The sequence below is a fragment of the Pseudomonas sp. NFACC08-1 genome (assembly GCF_900106735.1).
Classification (GTDB): domain Bacteria; phylum Pseudomonadota; class Gammaproteobacteria; order Pseudomonadales; family Pseudomonadaceae; genus Aquipseudomonas; species Aquipseudomonas fluorescens_Q.
In genome coordinates, this window is sequence record NZ_FNNL01000007.1 from 1 (window position 1) to 26,478 (window position 26,478).

The window sequence follows — 26,478 nt, forward strand, 5'->3', positions numbered from 1 at the left end:
CCCCTCTCAAGCTCACTCAATCAACCTGATCCACCGTGTCGCCGGGTTTTAGGGCCGCTTCGCGCCCCAGCGGGAGCAAGCTCCCTCGCCACGGGGGGGGCCAGCCTTACAACTCGATCTTGACGGCCTGCGAAGCCCGGGTCGCCTTGGCGCGGGCGGCTTCGATGGATTCGTCGCGGGCCAGGGCCACGCCCAGGCGGCGCTGGCCGTTGACTTCCGGCTTGCCGAACAGGCGCACGGCGGTGTCCGGCTCGCTCAGGGCGGCGCCGAGGTTGGCGAAAGCGGTCTGGGTCGACTGGCCTTCCACCAGGATCACCGCCGAAGCCGATGGGCCGAACTGGCGGATCAACGGAATCGGCAGGCCGAGAATGGCGCGGGCGTGCAGGGCGAATTGCGACAAGTCCTGGGAAATCAGCGTCACCAGGCCAGTGTCGTGCGGACGTGGCGAGACTTCGCTGAACCACACCTGATCACCCTTGATGAACAGCTCGACGCCAAACAGGCCGCGACCACCCAGGGCCTCGGTCACTGCCTTGGCGACGCGCTCGGATTCAGCCAGGGCCACCGGGCTCATGGCTTGCGGCTGCCAGGATTCCTGGTAGTCGCCTTTCTCCTGACGGTGACCGACCGGTGCACAGAACGTGGTACCGCCGACATGGCGCACGGTCAGCAAGGTGATTTCGTAGTCGAAGTCGATGAAGCCTTCGATGATTACCCGGCCTTTGCCGGCACGGCCGCCTTCCTGGGCATAGTCCCAGGCTTTCTGCACGTCGTCGGCACTGCGCAGCAGACTCTGCCCCTTGCCCGACGAACTCATCACCGGCTTGACCACACACGGGAAGCCCAGGGTTTCGACGGCCTTGCGATAGTCTTCCACGGTGTCGGCGAAGAAATACGGCGAGGTCGGCAGGCCCAGTTCTTCGGCGGCCAGGCGCCGGATGCCTTCACGGTTCATGGTCAACTGCGCGGCGCGGGCGGTGGGGATCACGGTGAAGCCTTCGGCTTCCAGTTCCACCAGGGTGGCAGTGGCGATGGCTTCGATTTCCGGCACGATGAAATGCGGCTTCTCGGCCTCGATCACCGCACGCAGGGCGGCGCCGTCGAGCATGTTGATCACATGGCTGCGGTGGGCCACTTGCATGGCCGGCGCGTTGGCGTAGCGATCCACGGCGATCACTTCAACGCCCAGGCGCTGCAGCTCGATTACCACTTCCTTGCCCAGCTCACCGCTGCCACACAACAAAACGCGGGTCGCGGTGGGCGACAAGGGAGTTCCGATACGGGTCATCTGAAGGTCCTCAAACAGGAGCGGTCGTCGAGGGTTGCACGCCGGGCGAGCTTCCCGTGGGGAGAAAACGCGGCATTTTACATGAACTGCGGGTTTTGGCTTCAGGTGGCGACGGTTTGCTTGCGCAAACGCCAGGCCATGATCAGCCAGACAGCCGTGACCCCGGCGAATTTCGAGAGCAGGGCGGTGATCACCACGGCAGGCGTCAGAGCGTCGATCAGGCCGAAGAAAATGAACGTGTCCAGCGGAATGCTCAGGGCCGAACTGATCCATAGCCGATCATGCAATGGGCGTTTGGTGATCGTGAACACCAGCCAGTCGATGCACTCGGACACGGCAAACGCCGTGGCACTGGCCAGGGCGATGGTCGGATCCGACGTGACATAGGACAACACCAGAGCCACCAGCATCGCCGCGATAGCACCATGGCCGAAACGGGTCTGCACCATGTCCCGCAGGATAAACACCAGCCCGCCCCAGGCCGACCAGATGATGTCCAGGTGCGGCGCGGCGGAAAACGCGAAGTTGATCAGCACGACGCTGGCGATGTAGGCGATCAGGAAGAGCATGGGGGTACCTGGTGAAATGTCGTGCCAAATATTGAAGGATAGCGATATTCCCCCTGGCGAGGGAGCTTGCTCCCGCTGGGGCGCGAAGCGGCCCCAAACCAGGCAACCCGGTGGATCAGGTTAATTGAGTGGTCTTTGAGAGGGGGGGCTGCTGCGCAGCCCAGCGGGAGCAAGCTCCCTCGCCACGGAGTTCTGTGTCGCTCAATGGGTAGTTTAGCCGCCGCCAATAGCTCATTCCTCTTCACTCCCCTCCGCCTTCCAATACCCTACAGCCTTCACGAAATCCTGATCCAACCCTTTCTCGTCCAGCAACACCTTGCGAATCTGCCGCGACACCTTGCTCTCGGTGGCGACCCAGGCGTAGAGCTTGCCACCGGGCATATCCAACTGCTGCACGGTGGTCAGCAGGTTATCCTGGCGACCTTCGCGCAGCACCCAGATCACATGCACCTGCGCCGGGCTCTGGAGAACCTGCTGCTCGGCGCCGTTTTCCACTTCCACCACCACCAGGGCACGCCGGTTCGGCGCCAGGCCTTCGAGGCGGCGGGCGATGGCGGGGAGGGCGGTTTCGTCGCCGATCAGCAGGTAGCTGTCGAAGATGTCCGGCACGATCATCGAACCCCGTGGCCCACCGATGTCGAGGTACTGCCCCGGCGTTGCCTGGGACGCCCAGGTCGAGGCAGGGCCGTCGCCGTGGAGCACGAAATCGATATCCATCTCCAGGGTGTCCAGGTCATAGCGGCGCGGGGTGTAGTCGCGCATTTGCGGCAGCGCGCCCTGGGCCTTGCCGGCGCTGAGGTTGAGGCTTTCCAGCGCCGCCCGTTCCTCAGCGTTCTGCGGGAAAAACAGCTTGACGTGATCATCCGTGCCCAGGCTGACGAACCCGGCCAGTTCCGGTCCGCCGACGGTGATACGGCGCATGCGCGGGGTCAGGTCCTGCACCCGCAAGACTTCCAGGCGACGGCGTTTGACCTCGTGATTGACACGGTGAATGGTGTTTGGATCGACTGCAGTCATGGCGTTGACTCCGAAACGGGTGGACGGTCGAGGCCGTCGATGATGGCTTTGGCGGTGTCGTTGAGCAAGTCGCTTACCCGCTTGATCTCCTCCGGGGTCCAATGCCCGGGGTGCTTGTGCAGCGCATGCCGCAGGTTATACACCGCTTCATGGATTTGTGCGGGGCGGTCCTGTCCGCGCAGGGCGCGTTTGCTGGCTTCAATACGCATCCTTACCTCATCCAGCGCCACGGCTTGCTCCTCAAGGGATAGACGTCCGGCGTCGGTCACTCTGTAGCATTTTTTCCCGTCCTCGACGCCGCAGGTCACCATTGTGCTCATTTCCAGGAAGGTCAGGGTCGGGTAGATCACCCCGGGGCTGGGGCTGTAGGCGCCGTCGAACATATTTTCGATCCGACGGATCAGGTCATAGCCATGGCAAGGCTGTTCGGCAATCAGCGCCAGCAACAGCAGCTTCAGATCGCCGGAGGCGAAGACCCGTGGACCCCGGCTGCCACGCTCACGGACTGCCGTGGGTTGTTCAAGTCCATCGTTCTTGGGAAGGGAATAAGTGACTGTCATATGCGCGCTCTCCATTCTGCATAAGATAAAACTTAGATATATCTTTATTTAAAGATATATCTTTGATAAGTTTCTGGAACTAAGATGTATTTTTATTCGCAAGGTCTTACTTGGGTTCGGAAAAAACCTTACATGAAAGCTCTAGACCCGGGGTGACAAGCATACGGGCTGCATACATTTGTAATGATTGAGTAGCGTGTAGGCTGGCAATGTGGGTTGTTTCTGACAGCCAAACTTCAACTTTATAAGAAATGGCTTCTTTTTCTTCGTGCTATATGCACGAAGTACTACATGCTTATGGGAAAGTGCCTGCTTATTTTTGATTAAAGAGAGCCGATCATGCCCCGGCGTTGAAGGGGGCAGGCCAAGCGGTTATTGGCCTGCAACTTTCAACCCTTCTCTTTATGTCAAGAACAGGTGTTAACAACATGCTCAAACAATTCGTATCCGGTACTGCTCTGGTCGCTGCTGCCCTGGGTTCTTCGGCGGCGTTCGCCGCTGATGATGCGCGCTCCTCGATCCATATCACCGCGAACATCCCGACCCTGCAGTTCCATGTGCAGCCACGTGACCCGAACTTCGGTAAAGATGAAGTCATGAGCTACAACCTCGTCGCCGGCACATTGACTTCCCTGCGCCAGACCTTCGACGTGAAGAACACCAACGGTTCGGTCCATGCCTACATCGAGGGTGGCCCGGCGGCGCTGTACAACGGCCGTGACGCCATCGCCCTGACCACCAAGTTCAACGGCGTCACCCTGTCCGCCACCCCTCAGGAAGTGGTGGATGATGCAACCTCCACTCCAGGCACCCAGGCTGACATGACCATCGTCGCGGACAAGCCCCTGGATACCCAGAACGGCCTGTACACCGCCGACATGACCGTGATCTTCGACGCCGTGCCACGCCCGTGATGCCGCTCGATGCCCGTTGAGGTTCACCTCATTGCACGGGCATTGCCGCAGGCCGTCCGGCGCTCCCCTGCCGGGCGGCCCGCACCCGAAACGCCCTGATCGTTCGTTGATTATGAGAATCCGTTGATGTTTCCGATGACACCCATCGCGGGTGCCCTCGCGCTGTTTCTGTGCGCGAGTGCATTGGCTGCGCCGACTGCCCCCGGTACCACACCCAAGAGCCTGCTAGCCCAGGCCAAGGGTTTGCCGGCTGAGTTTGAATCGCACTTTTTCGATGTGCCTTTGGCGGTTCGTGTTGAACTCAATCAACAGTACCTCGGTGAAGCCATGGTGGTCTTGACGCGGGATGATCGTATTACCCTGCTCGAATTCACCGACACGCAGGACAGCTCGATAAAAGCTGCCGAGCGCGATCAATGGGAGCAGCATCTCAAGCAGGGACAAAGGCTGGGCGCTTGTGAAAGCCGCTGCCCGTCCGGGCTGCTGGCTGTGCATTACAGTCTGGAAAATTCATTGGTGTCGATCCTGACCAGGGACGTGGAGCGAGCCAACGAAACCAAGCGTTACCACGATCAGCCGGAAGGCGGCAGCCTCGGCCTGATCTTCAACAACCAACTGAATATCAATGGTGGCCAGGAACAGGACACTGGCGGGCGTTATGGCCTCAACGCCAGTTCCAGCGTGGGCAACTGGAGCCAGTCACTGGACCTCCAGCTTTCGCGTCTTGGCGGCCCGGACGACAAGCTGTACCACGCCGTCCACGAGCTTTACACCCAACGAGAGATGGAAGGGAATTTTTTCCGCCTGGGTTATTTCACGCCCAGTTCCGATGGCTTGAACCGTCAGATCCGTTCGTTCGGGGCCAACCCCGACACGGCGCTCGGCGTCATGTACGGCAGCTCCGACAGCCTGGTGGTGGAAAACCCCAAGCCCAGCGTCTACCCCATCTATGTCACCGCCAGCCGCCAGGCGTCGGTGGAGATTTATCGCAACGGGCTGCTGATCAATTCTCAGGCGGTCAGTGCCGGCTTGCAGAGCCTGGACACCCGGCCCTTGCCCGGCGGCATCTATGAAGTGGAAGTGCGCCTGATCGAGGACGGGCAAACCACCGCCACCAGCCAGGAGCTGGTCTACAAACCCAATAACTGGAGCAATTCCGAGGATCGCTGGCGCTACAACCTGTTCGCCGGACGCGAAACCAGGCTCTGGAGCAACTGGGAAGACCAGCCCTCGGGTTTCACCACGGCGGGTGTGGGCCTCAACTACCTGCTGCATCCCCGGGTGATCCTGGGCGCCTCCACGCGTCAGGTGCAGGACAAACTGCAAGTGGGCACCTCGGTGGACTGGACGCTGGCCAGCAACACCAACCTGTACGCCAACGTCTATCAGACCCAGCAGTACGGCACCGGCATGGACGTGCAAGGCCTGTACAGTTATGGCCATGGCAGCGTCGTGGCGAGCCACAACCGCAGCTGGCTGGACACCCGCAACACCTATGAAACCCGGCCGGACGGCACCCGCATCCGCCAACGCAACGTGTTCGTCGGCCAAACCAGCAACTCCTCGCTGTCGGTCAACCATCGCTTGAGCAACAAGACCTCCATCAATGGACGGCTGGCCTACAGCGAAGGCAATGTCCAAGGCACCGGCCTGGACCTGGGCTGGACCCAGCGCGGCAAGCTGGGCGGCAGCGATGCCAACTGGCGGCTGTCGGTGTTCGACCGCCCCGGTACGTCGAGCACCGCCGACCGGCGCAACCGCGGCGTCGACCTGAGCATCAGTGTCGCGTTGGGTGGGCCGGGCGAGTACTGGTCGGGCAGCATCGGCACCCGCACATCGCGGGACGGCGACCGCGACCACAATGCCTCTGTGACCTATCGCCGGGACCTGCAGGACCACGTCTTGCAAAGTGTCTCCGCCACGGCAATGGCCGACACCTATGGCGTGGGGCTGTCCGGCATCGGCAGTTTCATGACCGATTCGCTGTATGGCGACGGTTTCGTCCAGCGTTCGTCCTATAACGACAACCTCACCGGCGGCTTGAACCTGAGCAGCACCGTCGCCGTGGGCAGCCAGAAAGCCGCCTTCACCGGCCTGCCCCAAGGGCGCGGCGCGGGCCTGATCGTCGACGTGGAAACCGACCTGGACGATGTCGCCCTGCGTGCCGACGATTTGACCGGTGGCAGCACGGCGTTACGCCCGGGGCGCAACTTCATCCCCATCACCGCCTACAAGAACAGCATGGTGACCTTCGACTTCGAGGGCGTGCATCCGCCGGCGGCCAATATCGAGCCTGCGCGGACCCGTTATCACCTGAACAAAGGCGGCGTGGACTACCGCAAGGTCCAGGTGATGAAAACCGTGACCGTACTCGGGCGCCTGGTGGACGAACAGGGCGAGCCGCTTCGGGGCCACCACGTGATCAACCACGCCAGCCGCGGCGTCAGCGAGGCGGACGGGTTTTTCTCCATGGAAATGAACGCCAGCTCACCCACCCTGGAAGTGCGCTACGGCAGTGAATTGTTCTGCCGGTTCCGCCTCGACCCGGACAACGCCAACCGCGAAGGCGATGTGTTGATGATCGGTGATTTGCGCTGCACGCCGGACACCCTGGCAGATAACTCGTTGGGCGAGACCGGCAAGGACCGGCAGCGCTCCTGATTCCTGATGTGTCGCGGGGAGCAAGGTGTGCGCCCCGCGTGAAGGTTCTTTCTCCAACTTGCAGGGATTCGCTTTGATGTATGAGGTTGTATAGATGAAACCTTTATCGGTGGCCGTGCGCAGCGTGGCTTCGGTGCTGTTGTTTGCCTCGCTTCTTGCTGGCTCACCAACGGCCAGTGCATTGACGCAGGATATCAGTGCGATTTTCAGGCCTGACCCTGCGAAGCCCCAAGAAAATGTATTTCTCAACACCACTCCGGTCAGTGGTTACTGTGCAAGTCATCCGTCGGAGTGCAAGGCTACAAAGACCTTCAGCATTCGATTACCCATGACTTTCAATTCGGCCGGTCCCATTCAGGCCAATCATGGAAGTGCTCGTCAGGGTGCAATGTTTAAAGTACCTGCCAACTGGCGTACGGCACGGGTGACCCATGCGAGTACCGGTGAAACCGAAACCGTTGAAGTACGCTTTTCCGGTCTCGGCTCGAAATACCGAATCCCTGCTGGCGTGGTCAATGTGGTAGGTGGGGGCGTAGACGTCCTCACCGCTCATCAAAGACTCTGGGGCGGTGTTTCGCATACTTGGGTATATGCTCCTGCGCCCTGTCGATACAGTGGTGTAGGTTTTTACACCGCTACGGATTACGAGTTTTTCTGGAAGACTCCAGTAGAAGATGTGTGCGCCAAAACATCCCGTTACCTGATCCCCAGCATGAGTTATACCCACCTGGATTTTGCCTACGAACTGCGCACACCCAACCCATTGAAGATGTCGTCCGGCCAATACACCGGGTCGCTGACCTATAGCGTTGGTCCGGGACAGGACATTGATATGGGCGATGTGGTGATCCCCAACGATTCGGCTCTCACGCTCAACTTCAAACTTGACGTCGAACACACCCTCAAGGTCGAAATACCCCCCGGCGGCAACCGCGTCGAATTGGTCCCCCAAGGCGGCTGGCAAGCCTGGTTGAACCAGGGGCAAAAACCGACCCGGCTGTTCCGTGACCAGCGCTTCCACATCTCAGCCTCCTCCCGTTTCAAGATGGGGCTCGAATGCCAATACGTCAGCGGCAATACCTGCGCGATCACCGAAACCGGCAGCGGTCATGCCGTGCCGGTGGACGTCAGCGTGACCCTGCCCGATGGCTTGACCGACGCCGCCGGACAACCGGTCAACCGTCGTCAGCTAAGGCTTGATGGCAGTGGTACCGAGCTGTTCCAGCCGGGCTTCTATGTCGATCGCCGCTCGGGAACCCTGCACTTCGAAGTTGGCCGTAGCCAGGTCGAAGCGATGCTGGACACCGGCGCCAAGGCGTATAGCGGCAACGTCACGGTGATTTGGGATTCGGAAGTCTGAACCCTGGGTTCGGTCAACGGCTGTTTTTCTCCGCCACGATTCGCTCTGCTACAGGAGGTTGCATAGATGAAGCTTTCGAGAAAACGGGCAAGCGGTATGGCTGCCGCGCTTGGGTTGGCCTGCGTGCCGGCTGTCCATGCCGCCACGGTGGACATCACCGCGCAATTCAGAGCGGACAGCGCAAAGCCTCACGAGAATAAGTTCGTCAATACCACTCGAAACAGCGGTTATTGCGAGCAATTCGTCGTGCTGTGCCAGTCGGCCGGGATATTCAGCCTGATATTGGGTACGGGCGCTTCAGGGGGGCCGATCCAGGCCAATCATGAAGATAGCCGGCAAGGTGCGATGCTCAAGGCACCGGCCAACTGGCGTACGGTACAGGTGACCCATTCAGGTACAGGCCATACCGAAACCCTCGAGTTTCGCGTTGTCGGCCTGGGCGGGGCGATCGGGCTGAGCCCCAGCCCCGCTGAGATTGTCGGTGGCGGCGTGAGTGACGAAACCGCCTACAACATGATCTTCGGCTCGACCTGGTGGCAAGCCCCGGCGCCCTGTGTGAGGCAGGGGGCGACCCTTTCCCACGCCTGGTTCTTCTGGAAGACACCGGTTGAGGACGCCTGCGCCAAACCGGCGCGCTATCTGATCCCTCAGTTCGAATACCAGGGCCTGAGCTTTGCCTACGAGTTGCGCACGCCCAATCCTTTGCAAATGACAGGCGGCCAGTACCGGGGCTCGCTGACGCTCGGCATCGGACCGGGCCAGGATTTTGACTTCGGTGACGTCGTGCGCCCCAATGATTCGGCGCTCACGCTCAATTTCACCCTGGATGTCGAGCATGTCCTCAAGGTTGAAATTCCACCGGGGGGAAACCGGGTGGAATTGGAGCCTCGAGAGGGCTGGAAGGCGTGGTTGAGCAACGGCAGCAAACCGACGGTGCTGTTTCGCGACCATCAGTTCCACATCTCGACGTCTTCGCCGTTCACGATGAAGCTCGAATGCCGCTACATGGCCGGCACCGAGTGCGGTGTAACGGCGCCGGGTTCCGCTATCTATTACCCGGTGGATGTCTATGTGACGCTGCCCGACGGCTTGACCAATCCTGACGGGACACCGGTCAACCGTCGAACGGTGCCTGTTGGAAGCTTTGGCAATCCCGTTCGATTTCTCCCGGTCAGGTACATCGATCGCAAGCCCGCAACCCTGCATTTCCAGATCCGCAGCGTCAGTGTCGCGGCGATGCTCGATCGCGCGCCTGACACTTATACCGGCGCCGTCACGGTGATCTGGGATTCAGAGGTTTGAAACGACGGCGTGTCGTCCGGCGGTGTTCGGCGAGCCCTATTCAGTCAGCAATGTGCAGTGAGTTGCGTTTAATACATGAGGTTAAGAGAAGTGATGAAGCATCTAGTGGCATGGGTTGGTTTTCTTCTGTTTTGCAGCATGGCCCAGGCCGGGCCGCAGATTGGTGTCGGGGTGGTCTACGACTATCTCGACGGCGACAAAAGCACCTACATGAAGCGGGTGTTCAACGGCGGGACGTCCACGGCGTTCGTCAAGGTCAACATCCTGGAGATCGTCTACAACGAGGACGGCAGCTACCAGGAATTGCCCCTGGAGAACCAGGCCGGCGCCACCTCCAAGGATGGCCTGATGGCCAGCCCGGCGCGGCTGATCGTGCCGGCCAACGGCATGCAGGGCACCCGGTTGCTGTTCATGGGCAACCGCGACAAGGAGCGCTATTTCCGGGTGCGTTTCGTGCCGGTGGTGCCGGAAGCCGAGGATGAATTTGCCGTCAGCGCCGAGGAACGCGAAGCGTACAAGAAGGAGCGCGTGGCGGCGGGAGTCAAGGTCCTGGCGGGCTACGGCACGGTGTTTTTCGTGCGGCCCAAGAACACCCGTTTCGAGACCGTGATCGATGACAGCGCCAATCGCTACCTGATGCGCAACAACGGCAACAGCGTCGTGGTGATCGATGAGTTCAAGGATTGCGACGCGAAGACGGATAGCGACTGCCGCCCGACGACCAAGCACCACGTCATGGCCGGGCGCACGTTTTCCTTCGACAAGGAGGCGGGGCGTGAGTACCGCTTCACGCTGATCGAGGGCAGCAAGAGCCAAGCCGTCGAGATCAAGGGTTGACGGTTGTCGTCGCCGAACCGTCGCAGACGCCACAGGTAATCAATATGTCCAAGACACTGCTAAGCCCTCTTGCGTTGACCGCGCTGATGCTGCCCTGGGTTTCGGCCTGGGGAGCGGTCGAGCGGGAAACCTTCGAACTCCACGTGACCATCCCGACGGTCGATTTTTTTGTGCTGCCCCTCGACCCGCAACTGGTCCAGCGTGAGCAACGCCTGCCTTTCAGCTCCATCACCGGCGAGCTCGGTTCGCTGCGGGCGACGTATGAGGTGAAGAACACCACGGGCGGCATCGGTGCGCGCCTGGCCGAGGAGGCCTATTTATCCAATGGCCGCGAGCGGATCGACTTGCGGGTGAAGTTCAACGAGGTCGAACTGACCCTGGACTCGACCCAGGTCGTGACGGCGCTCGAAGCCAGGCCCGGACGCCAGGTGCCCCTGGAAATCGCCGCGATCAAGCCCGGTGATGGATACAGGTCGGGTGATTACTACGGCACGGTGCATATGGTGTTCGATGCGGTTGCGCCCTGACTGGCTTTTGTGGCGAGGGAGCTTGCTCCCGCTCGGCTGCGCAGCAGCCGCAAAGATGGCAAGTCAGAGGTATCCAGTTGGTTGGAAAAGCGTGGGGCGGCTTCGCCACCCAGCGGGAGCAAGCTCCCTCGCCACAGGGAGTCCGCATGTCGTTTCATTACTCAGAAGAGGTATCAAACAATGTTAAAAAAAATAGTGCCCGTCACGGCCTCGGTTGTTGTAGCCCTGTGTTCTTCATGGGTGTCGGCGGCGGATGATGCCCGCGCATCTATCCACATCACAGCGAAAATCCCGAACAAGCAGTTCCATGTGCAGCCCCGCAACCCGGATTTCGGCAAGGATGAATACATGTACTACAACCCCATGACCTACAGATTTACGCCTTTGCGCCACATATATGATGTGAAGAACACCGACGGTTCCGTCCATGCCTATGTTGAGAATGGTAATAGCACAGGTGCCATCTATCTGAGCAACGGGGTGGATCATGTAAGCCTGAGGGCGGTGTTCAACGGTGTACCTCTGGACAACCTACCTCAGGAAGTCGTGGACGATGCCACGTCCACACCGGGCACCCAGGCGGAGATGCTAATCATGGTTGCGAACTCGCCTACTAGCCCACTCTCTCCCGGTATGTATAACGCTGACTTCACCGTGATCTTCGACGCGGTGCCTCGGGTCACCCGCTGATTTAGTGGCGAGGGGATTTATCTGAGGTGAAGGATTTCTCTCTGATGAAGGAATTTCTCTGTGGCGAGGGGATTTATCCCCGCTGGGCTGCGAAGCAGCCCTAAACCAGACAACTCGGTGGATCAGACAGATTAAGGTGACTGTGGGGCTGCTGCGCAGCCCAACGGGGATAAATCCCCTCGCCACAGGTATGTATTTCGTTTAATTACTCATAAGAAAATTCAGCATGTTTAAGAAAATAGTGTCCTTTACGGCCTTGGTTGTTGCAGCCCTGAGCCCTTCATGGGTGTTGGCGGCGGATGATGCTCGCGCAGCCATTCATATCACGGCGAATATTCCGAACAAGCAGTTTCATGTGATGCCACGGGATCCGGAGTTTGGTAAGAACGAAGTAATGCACCTAAACCTGGTGACCAGAATGTTGTCTCCGGTGCGCCAGATCTTCGATGTGAAGAATACCGACGGTTCGGTTCACGCCTACGTAGAAGGTTCCACCGACCTTATTGGCAAATATCCGATTCCTGCTTTCGTCATGTTCAACGACGTTTTGCTGAACCACTTGCCGAGGGAAGTGGTGGATGACGCCACGTCCACGCCCGGTACAACGGCTGAGATGTACATCTACGCACCGTTCCCGGTTACTCCCATGCAGTCAGGTTTGTACATCGGGCAATACACCGTGGTCTTCGACGCGGTCCCTCGGGTTAGCCTCTGATCTGTATTTTTGTTTCATTACTCATAAGAAAAATTCAGCATGTTTAAGAAGACAGTGTCCTTTACGGCCTTGGTCGTTGCAGCCTTGAACCCTTCATGGGTATTGGCGGCGGATGATGCTCGCGCAGCCATTCATATCACGGCGAATATTCCGAACAAGCAGTTTCATGTGATGCCACGGGATCCGGAGTTTGGTAAGAACGAGGTCATGCACCTCAATACTGTGACCAGAATGTTGTCTCCGGTGCGCCAGATCTTTGATGTAAAGAATACCGACGGTTCGGTCCATGCCTACCTTGAAGGGGATTCCTGGCTGCACGGTGACAAGTATCCGATTGTCACTGTTGTAATGTTCAACAATGTTCACGTGCAAGAAACACCGCAGGAAGTGGTGGATGACGCCACGTCCACGCCCGGTACGACGGCTGAGATGCGCATCTTCGCGCCGTTCCCGATTAGTCCCATGCAGTCAGGTTTGTACACCGGCCAATTCACCGTGGTCTTCGACGCGGTCCCTCGGGTCACCCAGTAACTCACCGTGCCACGGGGAGTCTCCACTTCGTTTCATTAATCAGAAGGAAAAAGTATGTTAAACAAAATCGTGTCCGTAACAGCCCTTGTTGTTGCAGCCCTGAGCCCTTCGTTGGTATTGGCCGCTGATGATGCCCGCGCACCGATCCATATCACCGCAAATATTCCGAACAAGCAATTTCATGTGCAGCCACGCAATCCGGATTTTGGTAAAGATGAGTACATGTATTACAACACTGTAAACTACGACTTGAGCACCATACGCCAGACCTTTGATGTGAAGAATACCGATGGCTCGATTCATGCCTACATTGAGGGGGGCTCTTTTTTGTCTAATGGTCGCTTGCGCATACCTCTGCGCGTCTTTTTCAACGACGTATTCTTGAACGAGGTGCCTCGAGAAGTAGTAGACGACGCCACATCCACGCCTGGGACCCAGGTGGAGATGTTCATCCATGCGAGTCATTCGCCTATCGATCGCATTCCTGGCCTGTATACCGCGAACTTCACTGTCATCTTCGATGCGGTACCCCGTGTAACTCTGTGATTTTTTGTGTGGCGAGGGAGCTTGCTCCCGCTGGGCTGCGAAGCGGCCCCCCTGAAGGGCCTCGTAATCACTCTGATCCACCGCGTCGTCAGGTTTCAGGGCCGCTGCGCGCCCCAGCGGGAGCAAGCTCCCTCGCCACAGGGGTTATGGTTGGCTTGCCACCAACGGCTTGCACTGGGTATGACTGCCCGGCTGCAAGTACGGCGAGAGAAACGGCGCCATACCCTTGAGCACCTGCACCGGCAAGGCCGAGGTGAATTTGAAGTTCTGTGCCGAGGCGCCCGGGACATAGGCGGTGAGTGTGCCGAAATGGCTGTCGCCGATGTAGAAGACGAAGGTGGCGGTGCGGTTGATCGATTTGGAACTGATCACCCGCCCACCCGAGCCGATGGCTTCGATGCGGTTGTCGCCGGTGCCGGTCTTGCCGCCCATGGCCAGCGGTGTGCCGTCGGCCAGTTTGAAACTGCCGGCCACGCGTTTCGCGGTGCCGGCATCCACCACCTGGGACAGCGCGCCGCGCAGGGCCCGGGCCACTTCCACCGGCATCACGCGCTTGCCGTTATCCGGGTTGCTCACCAGCCGTGTCTCGTAGGGCGTGTTGACGGCAAAGTCCAGGCTGTCGACGCGCAGCGCCGGTTGGCGGATGCCGTCGTTGAGAATGGTGCCTACCAGCTCGGCAAGGGCGGCAGGGCGGTCGCCGGAGCTGCCGATGGCGGTGGCCAGCGACGGCACCAGGTGATCGAACGGGTAGCCGACTTTCTGCCAGCGCTGGTGAATATCCAGGAAGGCTTCGATCTCCAGCATGGTGCGGATGCGGCTGTCGCGGGCGCTCTTGTGCCGGCTCTTGAACAGCCAACTGTAGACTTCCTGGCGCTCGAACTCACTGGCCTTGACGATCTGGCTGAACTTGGCGTCGGGGTTATTCAGCAGGTAGCCCATCAACCATAAATCCAGTGGATGGACCTTGGCGATGAAACCCTGGTCCGGCAGGTCATAGGCGCCGGGGCCGTAGCTCTGGTAGAGCCGTTCCAGGCGTTCGTCGGTGAGCTTCTCGGGGTTCTTGACCGACTTGAGGTGCGAGCGCACGAACAGGTTGAAGCTTTCCTGGCTGTCGCCGGGAAAGAAGTAGCGGTGCACCGCCGCCAGGCGGATCGCCGTGGGACGCATTCCGTCGAGGAAGGTTTCCAGGCGTTGGCTGGTGTCCTTTTTCTGATACTTCTTCCAGAACCTGAGCAGGAACGAAGTGCCTTCGCGGTCGGCGAACTGGGCCAGGTATTCCTGGCGGCGCGGGTCCTTGTCGTCCTTGAGCAGCTCGGAACTGTTATTGGGGCCGGCATAGGTGGCGTAGCGCACCAGGTCGCGCATCAGGCGAATGAACGGCAGGTTGATCGACTCGCGCAGGGCGTCGCGCAGGGTCGGGTTGCGGCCGTTGTCCTCGTTGCGGAAGTTGTGGAAGGTGTGCAGGCCGCCACCGGTGAAAAACGCCTCGCCGGGGCTGGCGGAATAGGTGCGGTCCAGGGCCGCCTCCAGCATCTTCGGCAGGCTGCGGTCGGTGTTCTGGATCAAATAGTCGACGGCCCAGCGCGAGAGGCGATCCTGTTCGGCGATATCGGCCTTCTTCAACGCCGCCGGGGTCTGCTCGGCATACCGCTCGTGCAGCTCGGCGATGATCTGCAGGTACGTGGTGAGGACTCGCAACTTGGCGGTGGAGCCCAGTTCCAGTTTGCTGCCTTCATTGATGTCGAAGGGTTGGTCGGTGCTGTCGGTTTGCACCCGTACCCGCGAGCCGTCGGGGGTCAGTTCCAGCAGGGTGAAGCTGTAGCGCACCTGGGTGGTGCTGGTGGGGGTCAGCAAGCGTTCGCCCATCAGGCCGATCTCGGCAGCGAACGCCGGGTCGGCCAAGCGCTTGAGGTACTCGGTGGCCTGGGCCTGCAAGTCGCTTTGCAAGGTGCTGGTGGCGGAGAGGTCCAGGCGATCGAGGTCGTACAGCGGGCGATTGAGCAGCGTGGCGAGGCGACTGCGGGCGGCGCTGATGCCTTTGTTGGTTTCGTTGGGTTGCACGGTCGGGTCCTGGACCCAGTCGCGATAACTGACCTGGCTCGCCAGGGCCGCCTCCGACAGTGCCGCATCGATCACGCCGTTCTGCGCCAACAGCCGGATATGGCTGTCGGTCAGGCGCGCCAGCTCTTCGTGCCCCTTGGACAGGTAATGGGACGGGCGGCGCTGGGCGATCATCAATGACAGCATTTCCCGCAGGGCCAGGCCTTTTTCCGCCAGACTCTTGGGGTCGTTGGCGGCACTGGACAGGCGTTCATTGGCCCGCTTGAAATCGGCGCCGTACCAAACCCGCAAGCCCTCCGCCATGCCGTGGACTTCACCGTGCCCCGGCACGGCCGAGAGCGGTACGCTGTTGAGGTAGTCGCGGATGATCCGCTGCCGCGCCTCAAGGGTTTGCGGGCCGGCCTGATAGGCCCGCACGCTGGCGGAAATCATCTGGCGGATTTTCTCCCCGCCCGACACGGTTAGGCCCTCGGGGGAGTGACGGTATTTTTCCAGCTGCGTCGCCAACGTGCTGCCGCCGGCGGATTGTCCCGGCAAGCTCAACAGCTTGGCCATTTGCGACCAGGCCGCCATGGCGAAACGCGGCCAGTCTACCGCCGGGTTGGCCAAGGGCTGCTTGGGGTCGAGCAGGAAACGGTTCTCGATGAACAACAGACTTTGCACCACTACCGGTGGGATCGCATCGAAATTGGCGTACAACTGCTGCGGATACTTGAACTGATACACCGGCGCGGCGCGGCAGTCAGTGATGGTCAGCCCGGCCTGGATCTTTTCGGCGTAGGGCACGAACAGGCCTTTTTCGACGTAATCCATCAAGGCCGGTGAGAAACGGGCCTGGGCCTGGATAACGTAGTCGCGCTTGAGCAACCGCGGTAAAAACTCCCCCAGCGAGCTGTAGCCCAACCGCCGATCGAACGGGCCGGCACCCGGGTAGATGATGGCATCGCTGGGCCCTGGTTGCACCGAATAGCTCAGCGACGCGGCGTACTTGCTGATTTCCCGGGCCTGGAAGCGCGAGGTGCGCATTTCCTTGGCCACCGCCAGGCCGACCACCACGACGATAATCAGCAACAACAACCAGAACGCCCGCCAGCCATGCCGGGCGCGGCGTTTTTTTTGAGGTAAAGGCGCTTCTTCCATACGTTCAGTCGGGACCACAGGTTCATTCGAATCGGTTTGCCACAAAGCGCCCATAGTCGACTGATCCATTCACGCAGATTGATCGGACTTGCTTGAAGCTTAGACGGTGGTTGGCGTGGGGGGAGGGGAAATTGTGGGTGGCGGTCTGTCATGGCCAGTGGCATTCCTTTGTGGCAACGACTTTGTGACCAGGAGAGATTTATCTGTGGGTGAGGAGGTAATTATCTGTGGGTGAGGAGGTATTTATCTGTGGGTGAGGAGGTATTTATCTGTGGCGAGGGGATTTATCCCCGCTGGGCTGCGAAGCAGCCCCAATGCAGACAACACGATTATCCAGGCATATCGGGGTTGCAGTTGGGGGCTGCTGTGCAGCCCAGCGGGGATAAATCCCCTCGCCACAGATAAATGTCTTGTCACAGATACATTCCTGTCACAGACACATCCCCTGTCACAGATACATTCCTGCCACAGACACATCCCCTGTCACAGATAAATGTCCTAGCCACAAGTACTACGACCACTTCGGAATATTCGCTCGACCTTCTCAGCGTCGATCAACCAACAGCATGGCTACGCTGCATCCAAACCCTCATAAAGGAAGTAAGGAATGCATCCACGCCCCAATTCACATCGCCTGCGTCGAGGACGTTATTCGGAGCAGGGACGCGCCTATCTGGTGACAGCCGTTACTCATCAGCGCCGTCCTGTTTTTTCCAACTGGAAGGTTGGAAGATTGTTGGTTACAGAATTCAAATACGCCCATGATTCTGGCCTGGTGAACTCTTTAGCCTGGGTGGTGATGCCGGATCATTTTCACTGGTTGCTGCAACTCCACGACGGCCATCTGAGTCGTGTCATCGGTGCCACCAAAGCTCGATGCACCCATCGCGTCAATAACATGAGTAAAACCTCTGGCCCGCTTTGGCAAAGCGGCTTCCATGATCGCGCGATTCGTGACAATGAAGAGCTGCGGCCCTTCGCCGACTACATCATTGATAATCCGCTACGGGCTGGGCTGGTGGAATGTATTGGCGATTACCCTCTCTGGGATACTGCATGGCCTTGAAGCGCCTCATGCTCCCTGTCTGGACCGAGGAACACGGATTCCCTGTGGTGAGGAGAATTATCTGATAAAGATTTAATCTGCGATGGGGGAGATTATCTGTGATGGTGAGGTTATCTGTGATGGTGAGGTTATCTGTGATGGTGAGGTTATCTGTGATGGTGAGGTTATCTGTGATGGTGAGGTTATTGTGGCGAGGGGATTTATCCCCGCTGGGCTGCGAAGCAGCCCCAATGCAGACAACTGGATCTTTCAGACATACCTGGATGCCGTAGGGGGCTGCTGCGCAGCCCAGCGGGGATAAATCCCCTCGCCACAGGTGTATCCCTTGCCACAGGTGTATCCCTTGCCACAAGTGAACCCCTTGTCACAGGGGAATCCTCACTACAGGGCTGCGATGCCTGAAAGCCTTGTGCCAGAGCCATCGCCCCGCGCCCAGACATGACGCTGCACCCTCCCTGTGCAATACTCGGCGGCGCTTTCGGAAAGGTCTGTCGTCCAGATAATGCATCTCCATAAACCCGGTTTCTACTGAGGTTTCTCCCTGAATTTCCCCGGTTTTACAGTGAATCTCTCTATCCCTGGCTTTTTATACTGCACGGCCCGCTGATCCTGAGGGCGTTGTTCTACAGGACGGTCTGTCCACGAAACAGACCGGTTTCGGCAAAGTGGCAGGCTTATCGACCTGCGGCTTTGGAGACTCGGTGGTCAATCCAATAACAAGACGAGGTTGTATCCCTATGGCTGTCGGCAATCATCTGCCCCATGGCGAGACCGCTCAGGGTGGTCCGCTCAAACGTGAGCTCGGTGAGCGGCACATCCGCCTGATGGCGCTTGGCGCCTGCATCGGTGTCGGGCTGTTCCTCGGCTCGGCCAAGGCCATTGAAATGGCCGGCCCGGCGATCATGCTGTCCTACATCATTGGCGGCCTGGCGATCCTGGTGATCATGCGCGCCCTCGGCGAGATGGCCGTGCACAACCCGGTCGCCGGCTCGTTCAGCCGCTATGCCCAGGACTACCTCGGCCCGCTAGCCGGCTTCCTGACCGGTTGGAACTACTGGTTCCTGTGGCTGGTGACCTGTGTGGCGGAGATCACCGCGGTGGCGGTGTACATGGGCATCTGGTTCCCCGACGTGCCCCGCTGGATCTGGGCCCTGGCCGCCTTGGTCAGCATGGGCTCGATCAACCTGATCGCGGTCAAGGCCTTCGGTGAGTTCGAATTCTGGTTCGCCCTGATCAAGATCGTCACCATCATCGCCATGGTCATCGGCGGCGTCGGCATCATCGCCTTCGGGTTCGGCAACGACGGCGTGGCCTTGGGCATTTCCAACCTCTGGACCCACGGCGGTTTCATGCCCAACGGCGTGCAGGGTGTGCTGATGTCCCTGCAGATGGTGATGTTCGCCTACCTGGGCGTGGAGATGATCGGCCTGACCGCCGGCGAAGCGAAGAACCCACAGAAAACCATCCCCAACGCCATCGGCTCGGTGTTCTGGCGGATCCTGCTGTTCTACGTCGGCGCGCTGTTCGTGATCCTGTCGATCTACCCGTGGAACGAGATCGGCACCCAGGGCAGCCCGTTCGTGATGACCTTCGAGCGCCTGGGCATCAAGACTGCCGCCGGCATCATCAACTTCGTGGTGATCACCGCCGCGCTGTCGTCCTGTAACGGCGGCATCTTCAGCACCGGGCGGATGCTCTACAGCCTGGCGCAGAATGGCCAGGCCCCGGCCGGTTTTGCCACCACTTCGGCCAACGGCGTGCCGCGCCGCGCCTTGCTGTTGTCCATCGCCGCGTTGCTGCTGGGCGTGCTGCTCAATTACCTGGTGCCAGAGAAAGTCTTTGTCTGGGTGACCTCCATCGCCACCTTCGGCGCGATCTGGACCTGGGTGATGATCCTGCTGGCCCAGCTCAAATTCCGTAAAAGCCTGAGCGCTTCGGAACGTGCGGCGCTGAAATATCGCATGTGGCTGTACCCGGTCAGCTCATACCTGGCGCTGGCGTTCCTGGTGCTGGTGGTGGGCCTGATGGCGTACTTCCCGGACACTCGCGTGGCGCTGTATGTCGGCCCAGCGTTCCTGGTGTTGCTGACGGTGTTGTTTTACGCCTTCAAGTTGCAACCGACCGGTGATGGGCAGGGGGCGGTGCGTTCAGCTTCGTAAGTTGAGGGTGATGTAAAGAGAGCCTCGGTCAGATGACCGGGGCTTTTTTTTGGGGGTGACTGACCGTCCGTCGAAATCAGTGTTTGACCTGTAAGTTCTGACAGTAGATCGGTCCGGTACCATGGCATAGCTTTAAAGCCCGCCACTTGGGATATGGCAAGGCATCACGATGAAAGATTTTCCTGCTTTGCTGGTTATCGCGCTTGTTAATGGATTGATTCATTGGCAGGTGTTTTTTGTGTGCTACGGCGCTGCTGGACTACCCCAAGCGACCAGTAACCTCGCGGCGTTTTGTGTGGCTGCGGCGTTTTCGTTTTATTTGAATGCGCTTTACATCTTCGAGCCTGGGGAGTCATGGCGCGGGTATGTGTTGTTGAATGGCGTGATGGGCGCCTTGAGTTATGGTATCGGCTCGATCGGTGATGCCTGGAATTCTCCTGGGTGGACGACCCTGGTTTCATATTCATTGCTGAGTTTGTCGATGGGGTACGGCTTTTTCCGGTTTAAATGGCTTCATGGTCATCATCGGACATGAGCACGTCTCAGCAAGCCTTGCAGCCAACCGTTAAAAGTCCTGGGTCTGTGATTCCCTTCGTCGTCGATCTGGACGGAACGCTCCTCAAGTCCGATGTGCTTTTTGAATGCATGATGGCTTTCGTTCGTAGTCAACCGTGGCGATGCCTCAGCCTTTTGGGTTGGCTCGCTCAAGGCAAGGCGTACCTGAAGAAACAACTGGCTCAATCGACGTATATCGATGTCAGCCTGCTGCCTTACGACCCCGACGTGCTGGCCATGATTGAGGAGCAGCGCCGCCAGGGGCGCAAAATCGTGCTGGCCACTGCCAGCTATCACTCATTGGCGCGGCGGATCGGCGAGCATTTGCAGATGTTCGACGACATATTCGCGACCCGGCTGGAGTGCAATCTGTCAGGTCATCACAAGCGTGATTTATTGATCGAGCAGTTCGGTGAACGAGGATTCGATTACGTCGGCAATTCACTGGAAGATCTGAAAATCTGGCGTTCTGCCAGATATGCCTATGTTGTCAATGCCTCGGCGTCTGTCTTGCTCGGGGTCAAAAGTCTAGACAACATTGTGCAACCGATCCGTTCTGGTGTGACGGGGTTCGGCGCTTGGCGCAAGGCGTTGCGCATTCATCAGTGGGTAAAGAATGCGCTGATTTTCGTGCCTTTACTGGCCGCGCATCAGATCGCTAATCCGCTGTTGTTCTGGCATGGCCTGCTGGCATTTCTGTTCTTCGGGTTATGTGCATCCGGCGTCTATGTACTTAACGACTTGCTGGATCTGGAAGACGATCGCGGGCATCCAACCAAATGCACCAGGCCCTTTGCCAGCGGGCAGCTTTCGATTAAATCCGGCCTGATGGTTTGTCCTCTGCTGTTGATCGTATCCCTGGGGGGCGCCTGGTGGTGGCTGCCTCCGCAATTTGTCGTGGTGTTGGCGTTCTACTATGTTTTGACCCTGGCCTATTCGCTTAAGTTAAAGCGGGTCATGACACTGGACGTGGTCACGTTGGCGTTGCTCTACACGCTACGAATCATTGCGGGTGGCGCGGTATTCAATCTGGAACTGACGGCCTGGATGCTAGCGTTTTCCATGTTTATTTTCCTGAGCCTTGCGCTGGTCAAACGCTACACCGAACTGCTTGTTGTCTCGCGCAGTGGTCGTACCGATAAAACCAGTGGCCGGGATTACTACCCTGCCGATATGGCAATGCTGTCATCGTTAGGCGCGGCCTCAGGCTATCTCGCGGTGATGGTGCTGGCGCTCTACATCCGCGACGGCGCGACTGTCGCGCTATACGACCACCCTCAAATCATTTGGCTTGCCTGCCCCTTGTTGCTGTTCTGGATTACCCGAGTCTGGATCCTCACTCATCGCGGGTTGATGAAAGATGATCCGCTGGTATTTGCGCTCAAGGACCGATGGAGCTTGATCGTGGGCGCACTGTTTTGTCTTGTTTTCTGGAGTGCGACATGAACGACTGCCGTGATGCCGGAGGCCGGCTCATTGATATCTCGCAATCGTGCCAGCGATGAAACTCCTCTTGAATTCGTGGGGGCGATACCCCGCTGAACCGCAAGCCGCTCATCCTTGTGCCTGGCGAAATGATCTCGATGAACAGTGGCGGCGAGTGACCATTGCACATGGCTCGACATTACCGTTCGGCAATGGCCGCAGCTATGGCGACAGTTGCCTGGCCGGCAGCGATCATGTAGTCCACGTGCGTCCCTTGAACCGGTTCATCGAGGCCAATTGGCAAACGGGAGAAGTTTGCGCCGAGGCAGGTGTCACCCTGGGTGAAGTGCTGCAGCTGGCTGTTCCTCGCGGGTGGTTTTTGCAAGTTACGCCTGGAACCCGCCATGTGACGCTGGGCGGGGCGGTGGCTAACGATGTTCATGGCAAGAATCACCATTGCCGTGGGACGTTTGCCCATTCGGTTTTGCGCTTTGGCCTGCACAGGTCCGAGCAACCGGCGATGGTGTGTTCGCCAACGGAAAATCCCCAATGGTTTGCGGCCACAATCGGTGGATTGGGTCTGACGGGTATTATCAGTTGGGTCAGTATTCGCCTGCGCAGAATCCAGTCCAGTCGGATCGAAACGACTCGGGTGCGATTTGGTCGATTGAGCGAGTTCTTCGCCCTGTCGGCAGAACTCGATTCTTTGCATGAATACAGTGTGGCCTGGATTGATTGCCTGGCCACGGGACCTGCATCGGGACGTGGTGTCATTACCTTCGGTGCTCACTGCGAAAGTGGACCCCTCGAAGTCCCGACCGCTCGCGCCATGCATATGCCCGTCCGGCCGCCGGTATCCCTGGTCAACCCACTCATGGTGAGCGTGTTCAACCGTTGTTATTGGCACATGCAGCCGACGAGCAGGAAAACCCAGACGATTGCCTACAGCCCGTTTTTCTATCCGCTGGATGGTATCGAGCGCTGGAACCGAATCTATGGACGCAAGGGATTTCAACAGTTTCAGTGTGTATTGCCGCAAGCGGTAGCCGAAGACGCCCTGGCAGAGTTGCTCAACGTCATTGCCCGGAGCGGCATGGGTTCTTTCCTGGCAGTACTCAAGCGTTGTGGCGATATCACCTCTCCAGGATTGTTGTCCTTTCCGATGCCTGGAACGTCGCTGGCGTTGGATTTTCCTCAGAACCGCGCCTTGAGCACCACATTGCTGCCGCATCTGGACGCCATTGTTCATGAGGCCGATGGCCGCTTGTATCCGGCCAAGGATGCGCATATGAGCGCCAGCTTTTTTCAGCGAGCCTATCCCGCCTGGGAGCAATTGGAAGCCATGCGCGACCCGGCATTGATGTCCCGTTTCTGGCGGCGAGTCACTCAATGAAAAAAATACTGATTGTGGGAGCGACTTCAACCATCGCCAATGCCTGCGCCCGGCTCTGGGCAGGCGAGGGGAGCGAGTTTTTTCTGGTCGCCAGAGGTGAGCAAAAACTACAACAAACCTGTGCGGACCTGCGCGCACGAGGCGCGAGCGCGGCGGTGCCCTACATCATGGACGCCAATGACGACATTGCCCTGCATCGCGCCATGCTGGAGCGATGCCTGGAAACGCTGCACACGGTGGATATCTGCCTGATCGCCTACGGCACGTTGCCCGATCAATCCGCGTGCGAACGGGATGTCGAGATGGCAATGGCCGAGTTCGCCAATAACGGCAGCACGGTGATCGCATTATTGACGTTGGTGGCAAACCAGTTGGTCGCCCAGCGCAACGGCACGCTGGCGGTCATCTCTTCCGTCGCGGGGGACCGGGGGCGCCCCTCCAACTATGTGTATGGCTCGGCCAAAGCGGCTGTTTCCACGTTTTGCGAAGGGCTGCGGGCACGGCTGTTCAAGGCGGGCGCGCACGTTATCACCATCAAACCCGGTTTTATCGATACGCCGATGACCCAGGGTTTGGCATTGCCGGCATTTCTGGTTGCGCAGCCGGAGGTCGTCGCCCGGCGAATAGTCGCAGGCATCGAGCGCAAGGTGTCGGTCCTTTATGTGCCCGCTTTCTGGGCGCTGATCATGTGTTTGATACGGGCATTGCCGCAGTCACTGTTCAAAAGGCTAAACCTGTGAGCCAGGTCCCGATGCTCTCCGGGTGGCGTTATCGGGTCTTGATCGGTTCGGTGGTCTGTTCGGCCCTGGCGTACCTGGGTATTTCCCTCTGGGGCGGCTGGTCGGCGGTGAGCAGGGCGATCAGTCAGGTCGGGTGGTGGCATGGGACATCTATTGTCGCCTTGGTTCTGCTTGGCTATGGGCTGCGTTTCTGGCGTTGGCAGGTTTACCTCAATGCCCTGGGACATTCACTGCCCTGCTGGCCTAGCCTGAAAATCTACCTGGCGGGATTTGCCCTGACCACGACGCCAGGAAAGGCTGGTGAAGCGTTGCGTGGCGTTCTGCTAAGACGCTGCAATGTGCCTTACGCACACAGTTTTGCCGCGTTGCTCAGTGAGCGGCTTTCGGATCTGCTGGCGATGGTGGTTTTGGCGCTATTGGGCTTGAGTGTTCATCCTCAATGGTTGCCGTTGATCATCACCAGTCTGGTGCTGCTGGCGTGCGGCGTACTGCTGGTGGCCCATCCAGCGCTGGTCGGCAGCATCGAGCGGCGCATCGACCGGGAACGCAGCTGGATCTCCCGATGGTTGCACTATGTCATCCAAGTGTTGCACCAGACCCGCAATTGCCACACCCCACGCCGCCAGGTAGGCGCGACGCTGTTGAGCCTCATGGCCTGGGGGCTCGAAGTGTTGGCGTTCTACTGGATCTTGAAGGCCATGGAAGCGGACGTATCCCTGACCTCTGCCATGTTCATTTATGCCGTTTCCATGCTGGCGGGTGCGCTGAGTTTCATGCCCGGCGGGTTGGGCGGTGCCGAAGCGGTAATGGTGGCTTTGCTGGCGTCTGGCGGCGTTGCCATGCCGAGTGCGATAGCGGCGACGGTTTTGTTGCGGTTGGTGACGTTGTGGCTGGCGGTGGGGTTGGGGGCTGCAATCTTGATCGGTCGAGAAAAATCATGAATTGGACACTGAAATCGAGGTCAGAAATGAGCGTTGGGCAGAGCACCAAAAAATGGCCGGCTTATCTTCCCCTGGCAGGGGCAGTGCTCTTCGGTTGCTATTTGCGGTTGCATAATATTGATGTTAATGGTCTTTGGGTAGATGAAGCATTCAGCGTAGCGACCAGTGATCCGAATAATAGCTTTATAGACGTTTATAAAAGAACATTGATAGATGTACATCCACCTTTCTATCAGGTGCTTTTATGGTTGTTTTATAAGGTTTTTGGCTACACTGAAATGAGTGGGAGATATCTGTCGGTTTTTATTGGTGTTCTATTGATTCCAAGTGTTTTTTGTCTCGGATGGCAGATGATCAATAGGCGCACAGGGCTGATTTGTTCATGGTTAGTGGCTGTAAATTTTTATTTTATCACTTACTCTCAAGAAACCAGGTCGTATGCGTTGCTGGTTCTTTTGGCTGTGCTTTCATTTGTATTTTTTATTTCGCTCTTGCGCAGTCCTACGAGCTTGAATGTTGTGTTATATGCGTTGGTCATGGCAATGCTGGTGAATACTCACTACTTTGGGCTTTTGCCGGTAGGCGCCCAGGTTGGGTTGTTTTTTCTGATTTATGGTCGAAAAGCTTTTCAAGTGAAAATGATGTTGAAATTTTTAACGGTGGGAGCGATTGTTTTCCTGACGCTACTTCCGAGTGCTGGATACATCGAGAATAATCTTGGGCGGCAGGGGTTTTGGATACCTGCACCGCAGGACTCATTTTTTATTCAGTTGTTCACGTTGTATTTTGGAAATGCATCACTTTCCATCATTGCCGCGATTTTAATGGCGTTGGGGCTTGTGAAGCTAGTGAGAGATACAGAGAGGAAAGAAGCTTTATGGGTATTAGTTTTATGGGTGGGTGTTTGCGTGATGGTTCCCTATGTGCGCTCGATTTACATTCAGCCTGTATTGACAATGCGCAATCTTATTGTTGTTTTGCCTGCGCTTTTGATCATGACAGGATATGGTCTCAGTCTTGTCCGCGATAAAGTGTTTTTTTATAGTGTGATCATTGCCTTTTTTTGTTTTTCAATGACACCATTGTATACCGCGGATAAACCTGTTCATAGCTTTGAAAATCAACTGCCCCCAAAAAGCCTGATGCGAGATGTTCTAAGGATGATGGTTGATCGATGCGCAGGTCGTTCAATTTACTCGGGAGTATCTGTGGAGGCTCAAGGGTATGCCAAGATTCTTGATTTGCCATTAAAAATAAATAGTGTTCGTGTGATGGAGAGGGATATTGAGTCTGCTGAAGAACCACTGGGAATTTGTTTTTTTAATACGAGCGGCATATTTGAGGCTGATGTGGAGTATATGAAAAAACATCATTTTAAATTGGTCAGGAAAGAGATAGTCGGTAACTCATCATTAACTGAGTATCAGTTTGATCCAAAATGAATGGCGGTTGCAGCAACACAGCAATTCAGTGTTGCGCAA

The 26,478-nt window shown here is 58.1% G+C and carries 23 protein-coding genes; 18 read left to right on the plus strand and 5 right to left on the minus strand.

Annotated elements, in window-relative coordinates; genetic code table 11:
• Nucleotides 1–106 precede the first annotated feature (106 nt).
• The 4 genes from purT to BLU76_RS15635 all read right to left on the minus strand — a co-directional run bounded on the left by purT (nt 107) and on the right by BLU76_RS15635 (nt 3,434).
• Entirely contained in the window at nt 107–1,288 is a 1,182-nt protein-coding gene (gene purT / locus BLU76_RS15620; protein ID WP_092223377.1) for a formate-dependent phosphoribosylglycinamide formyltransferase, read from the minus strand.
• Nucleotides 1,289–1,389: 101 nt separating this feature from the next.
• A complete protein-coding gene (locus tag BLU76_RS15625; RefSeq protein WP_092223379.1) occupies nt 1,390–1,857 on the minus strand; it encodes a preQ0 transporter in 468 nt (155 codons plus the stop codon).
• Nucleotides 1,858–2,088: 231 nt separating this feature from the next.
• Complete coding sequence (locus BLU76_RS15630; protein ID WP_072345587.1) at nt 2,089–2,874, minus strand: siderophore-interacting protein; 786 nt, start codon at nt 2,872–2,874, stop codon at nt 2,089–2,091.
• Nucleotides 2,871–3,434, minus strand: coding sequence for a PadR family transcriptional regulator (locus BLU76_RS15635; protein WP_072345585.1), 564 nt, complete (start codon nt 3,432–3,434; stop codon nt 2,871–2,873). Before BLU76_RS15635 ends, BLU76_RS15630 begins: the two co-directional genes overlap by 4 nt.
• Before the next feature lie 428 nt (nt 3,435–3,862).
• On the opposite strand from BLU76_RS15635, the gene BLU76_RS15640 reads away from it, so the two are divergent.
• The 10 genes from BLU76_RS15640 (at nt 3,863) to BLU76_RS15685 (ending at nt 13,517) form a co-directional block, all read left to right on the plus strand.
• Nucleotides 3,863–4,348: a CS1 type fimbrial major subunit gene (locus tag BLU76_RS15640; RefSeq protein WP_092223381.1), complete on the plus strand. Its 486-nt coding sequence runs from the start codon at nt 3,863–3,865 to the stop codon at nt 4,346–4,348.
• Nucleotides 4,349–4,474: 126 nt separating this feature from the next.
• Complete coding sequence (locus BLU76_RS15645) at nt 4,475–7,009, plus strand: CS1-pili formation C-terminal domain-containing protein (RefSeq protein WP_092223383.1); 2,535 nt, start codon at nt 4,475–4,477, stop codon at nt 7,007–7,009.
• Between the two features lie 94 nt (nt 7,010–7,103).
• Nucleotides 7,104–8,369 (plus strand): hypothetical protein, encoded by a 1,266-nt coding sequence (locus tag BLU76_RS15650; protein ID WP_092223385.1) that lies wholly within the window; start codon nt 7,104–7,106, stop codon nt 8,367–8,369.
• 66 nt (nt 8,370–8,435) lie between these two features.
• Complete coding sequence (locus tag BLU76_RS15655; protein ID WP_092223387.1) at nt 8,436–9,671, plus strand: hypothetical protein; 1,236 nt, start codon at nt 8,436–8,438, stop codon at nt 9,669–9,671.
• Nucleotides 9,672–9,764: 93 nt separating this feature from the next.
• Nucleotides 9,765–10,508, plus strand: coding sequence for a pilus assembly protein (locus tag BLU76_RS15660; RefSeq protein WP_092223389.1), 744 nt, complete (start codon nt 9,765–9,767; stop codon nt 10,506–10,508).
• Nucleotides 10,509–10,552: 44 nt separating this feature from the next.
• Complete coding sequence (locus tag BLU76_RS15665; RefSeq protein WP_092223391.1) at nt 10,553–11,035, plus strand: CS1 type fimbrial major subunit; 483 nt, start codon at nt 10,553–10,555, stop codon at nt 11,033–11,035.
• A gap of 180 nt (nt 11,036–11,215) precedes the next feature.
• On the plus strand, nt 11,216–11,725 hold the full coding sequence (locus BLU76_RS15670) for an adhesin (RefSeq protein WP_092223393.1): 510 nt from the start codon (nt 11,216–11,218) through the stop codon (nt 11,723–11,725).
• A gap of 226 nt (nt 11,726–11,951) precedes the next feature.
• Nucleotides 11,952–12,440, plus strand: coding sequence for an adhesin (locus tag BLU76_RS15675; protein WP_092223395.1), 489 nt, complete (start codon nt 11,952–11,954; stop codon nt 12,438–12,440).
• Nucleotides 12,441–12,479: 39 nt separating this feature from the next.
• Nucleotides 12,480–12,971, plus strand: coding sequence for an adhesin (locus tag BLU76_RS15680; RefSeq protein WP_092223397.1), 492 nt, complete (start codon nt 12,480–12,482; stop codon nt 12,969–12,971).
• A gap of 54 nt (nt 12,972–13,025) precedes the next feature.
• Nucleotides 13,026–13,517 carry an adhesin gene (locus tag BLU76_RS15685; protein WP_092223399.1) on the plus strand — a complete coding sequence of 164 codons (492 nt, stop codon included), beginning with the start codon at nt 13,026–13,028 and terminating at the stop codon, nt 13,515–13,517.
• A gap of 144 nt (nt 13,518–13,661) precedes the next feature.
• Here BLU76_RS15685 and BLU76_RS15690 read toward each other — a convergent pair whose 3' ends face one another.
• Entirely contained in the window at nt 13,662–16,772 is a 3,111-nt protein-coding gene (locus BLU76_RS15690; RefSeq protein ID WP_092223401.1) for a transglycosylase domain-containing protein, read from the minus strand.
• A gap of 553 nt (nt 16,773–17,325) precedes the next feature.
• Between BLU76_RS15690 and BLU76_RS15695 the strand changes: the two genes are divergently transcribed.
• The 8 genes from BLU76_RS15695 to BLU76_RS15735 all read left to right on the plus strand — a co-directional run bounded on the left by BLU76_RS15695 (nt 17,326) and on the right by BLU76_RS15735 (nt 26,439).
• Nucleotides 17,326–17,784 (plus strand): REP-associated tyrosine transposase, encoded by a 459-nt coding sequence (locus tag BLU76_RS15695; RefSeq protein ID WP_092223403.1) that lies wholly within the window; start codon nt 17,326–17,328, stop codon nt 17,782–17,784.
• A 737-nt stretch (nt 17,785–18,521) separates the two neighbouring features.
• Complete coding sequence (locus BLU76_RS15705; protein WP_092223407.1) at nt 18,522–19,943, plus strand: amino acid permease; 1,422 nt, start codon at nt 18,522–18,524, stop codon at nt 19,941–19,943.
• A 169-nt stretch (nt 19,944–20,112) separates the two neighbouring features.
• On the plus strand, nt 20,113–20,478 hold the full coding sequence (locus tag BLU76_RS15710) for a GtrA family protein (RefSeq protein WP_092223409.1): 366 nt from the start codon (nt 20,113–20,115) through the stop codon (nt 20,476–20,478).
• The gene (locus BLU76_RS15715) at nt 20,475–21,944 is read left to right on the plus strand and encodes a UbiA family prenyltransferase (RefSeq protein ID WP_092223412.1); all 1,470 of its coding nucleotides are present in this window, start codon (nt 20,475–20,477) and stop codon (nt 21,942–21,944) included. The genes BLU76_RS15710 and BLU76_RS15715 overlap by 4 nt, the downstream gene beginning before the upstream one ends.
• A 55-nt stretch (nt 21,945–21,999) precedes the next feature.
• A complete protein-coding gene (locus BLU76_RS15720) occupies nt 22,000–23,316 on the plus strand; it encodes an FAD-binding oxidoreductase (protein ID WP_092223414.1) in 1,317 nt (438 codons plus the stop codon).
• Nucleotides 23,313–24,056 carry an SDR family oxidoreductase gene (locus BLU76_RS15725; RefSeq protein WP_092223416.1) on the plus strand — a complete coding sequence of 248 codons (744 nt, stop codon included), beginning with the start codon at nt 23,313–23,315 and terminating at the stop codon, nt 24,054–24,056. The genes BLU76_RS15720 and BLU76_RS15725 overlap by 4 nt, the downstream gene beginning before the upstream one ends.
• Nucleotides 24,053–24,997, plus strand: a complete 945-nt coding sequence (locus BLU76_RS15730) for a lysylphosphatidylglycerol synthase transmembrane domain-containing protein (RefSeq protein ID WP_092223418.1) — start codon at nt 24,053–24,055, stop codon at nt 24,995–24,997. The genes BLU76_RS15725 and BLU76_RS15730 overlap by 4 nt, the downstream gene beginning before the upstream one ends.
• Nucleotides 24,994–26,439, plus strand: coding sequence for a glycosyltransferase family 39 protein (locus tag BLU76_RS15735; protein WP_092223420.1), 1,446 nt, complete (start codon nt 24,994–24,996; stop codon nt 26,437–26,439). Before BLU76_RS15730 ends, BLU76_RS15735 begins: the two co-directional genes overlap by 4 nt.
• Nucleotides 26,440–26,478: the final 39 nt, after the last annotated feature.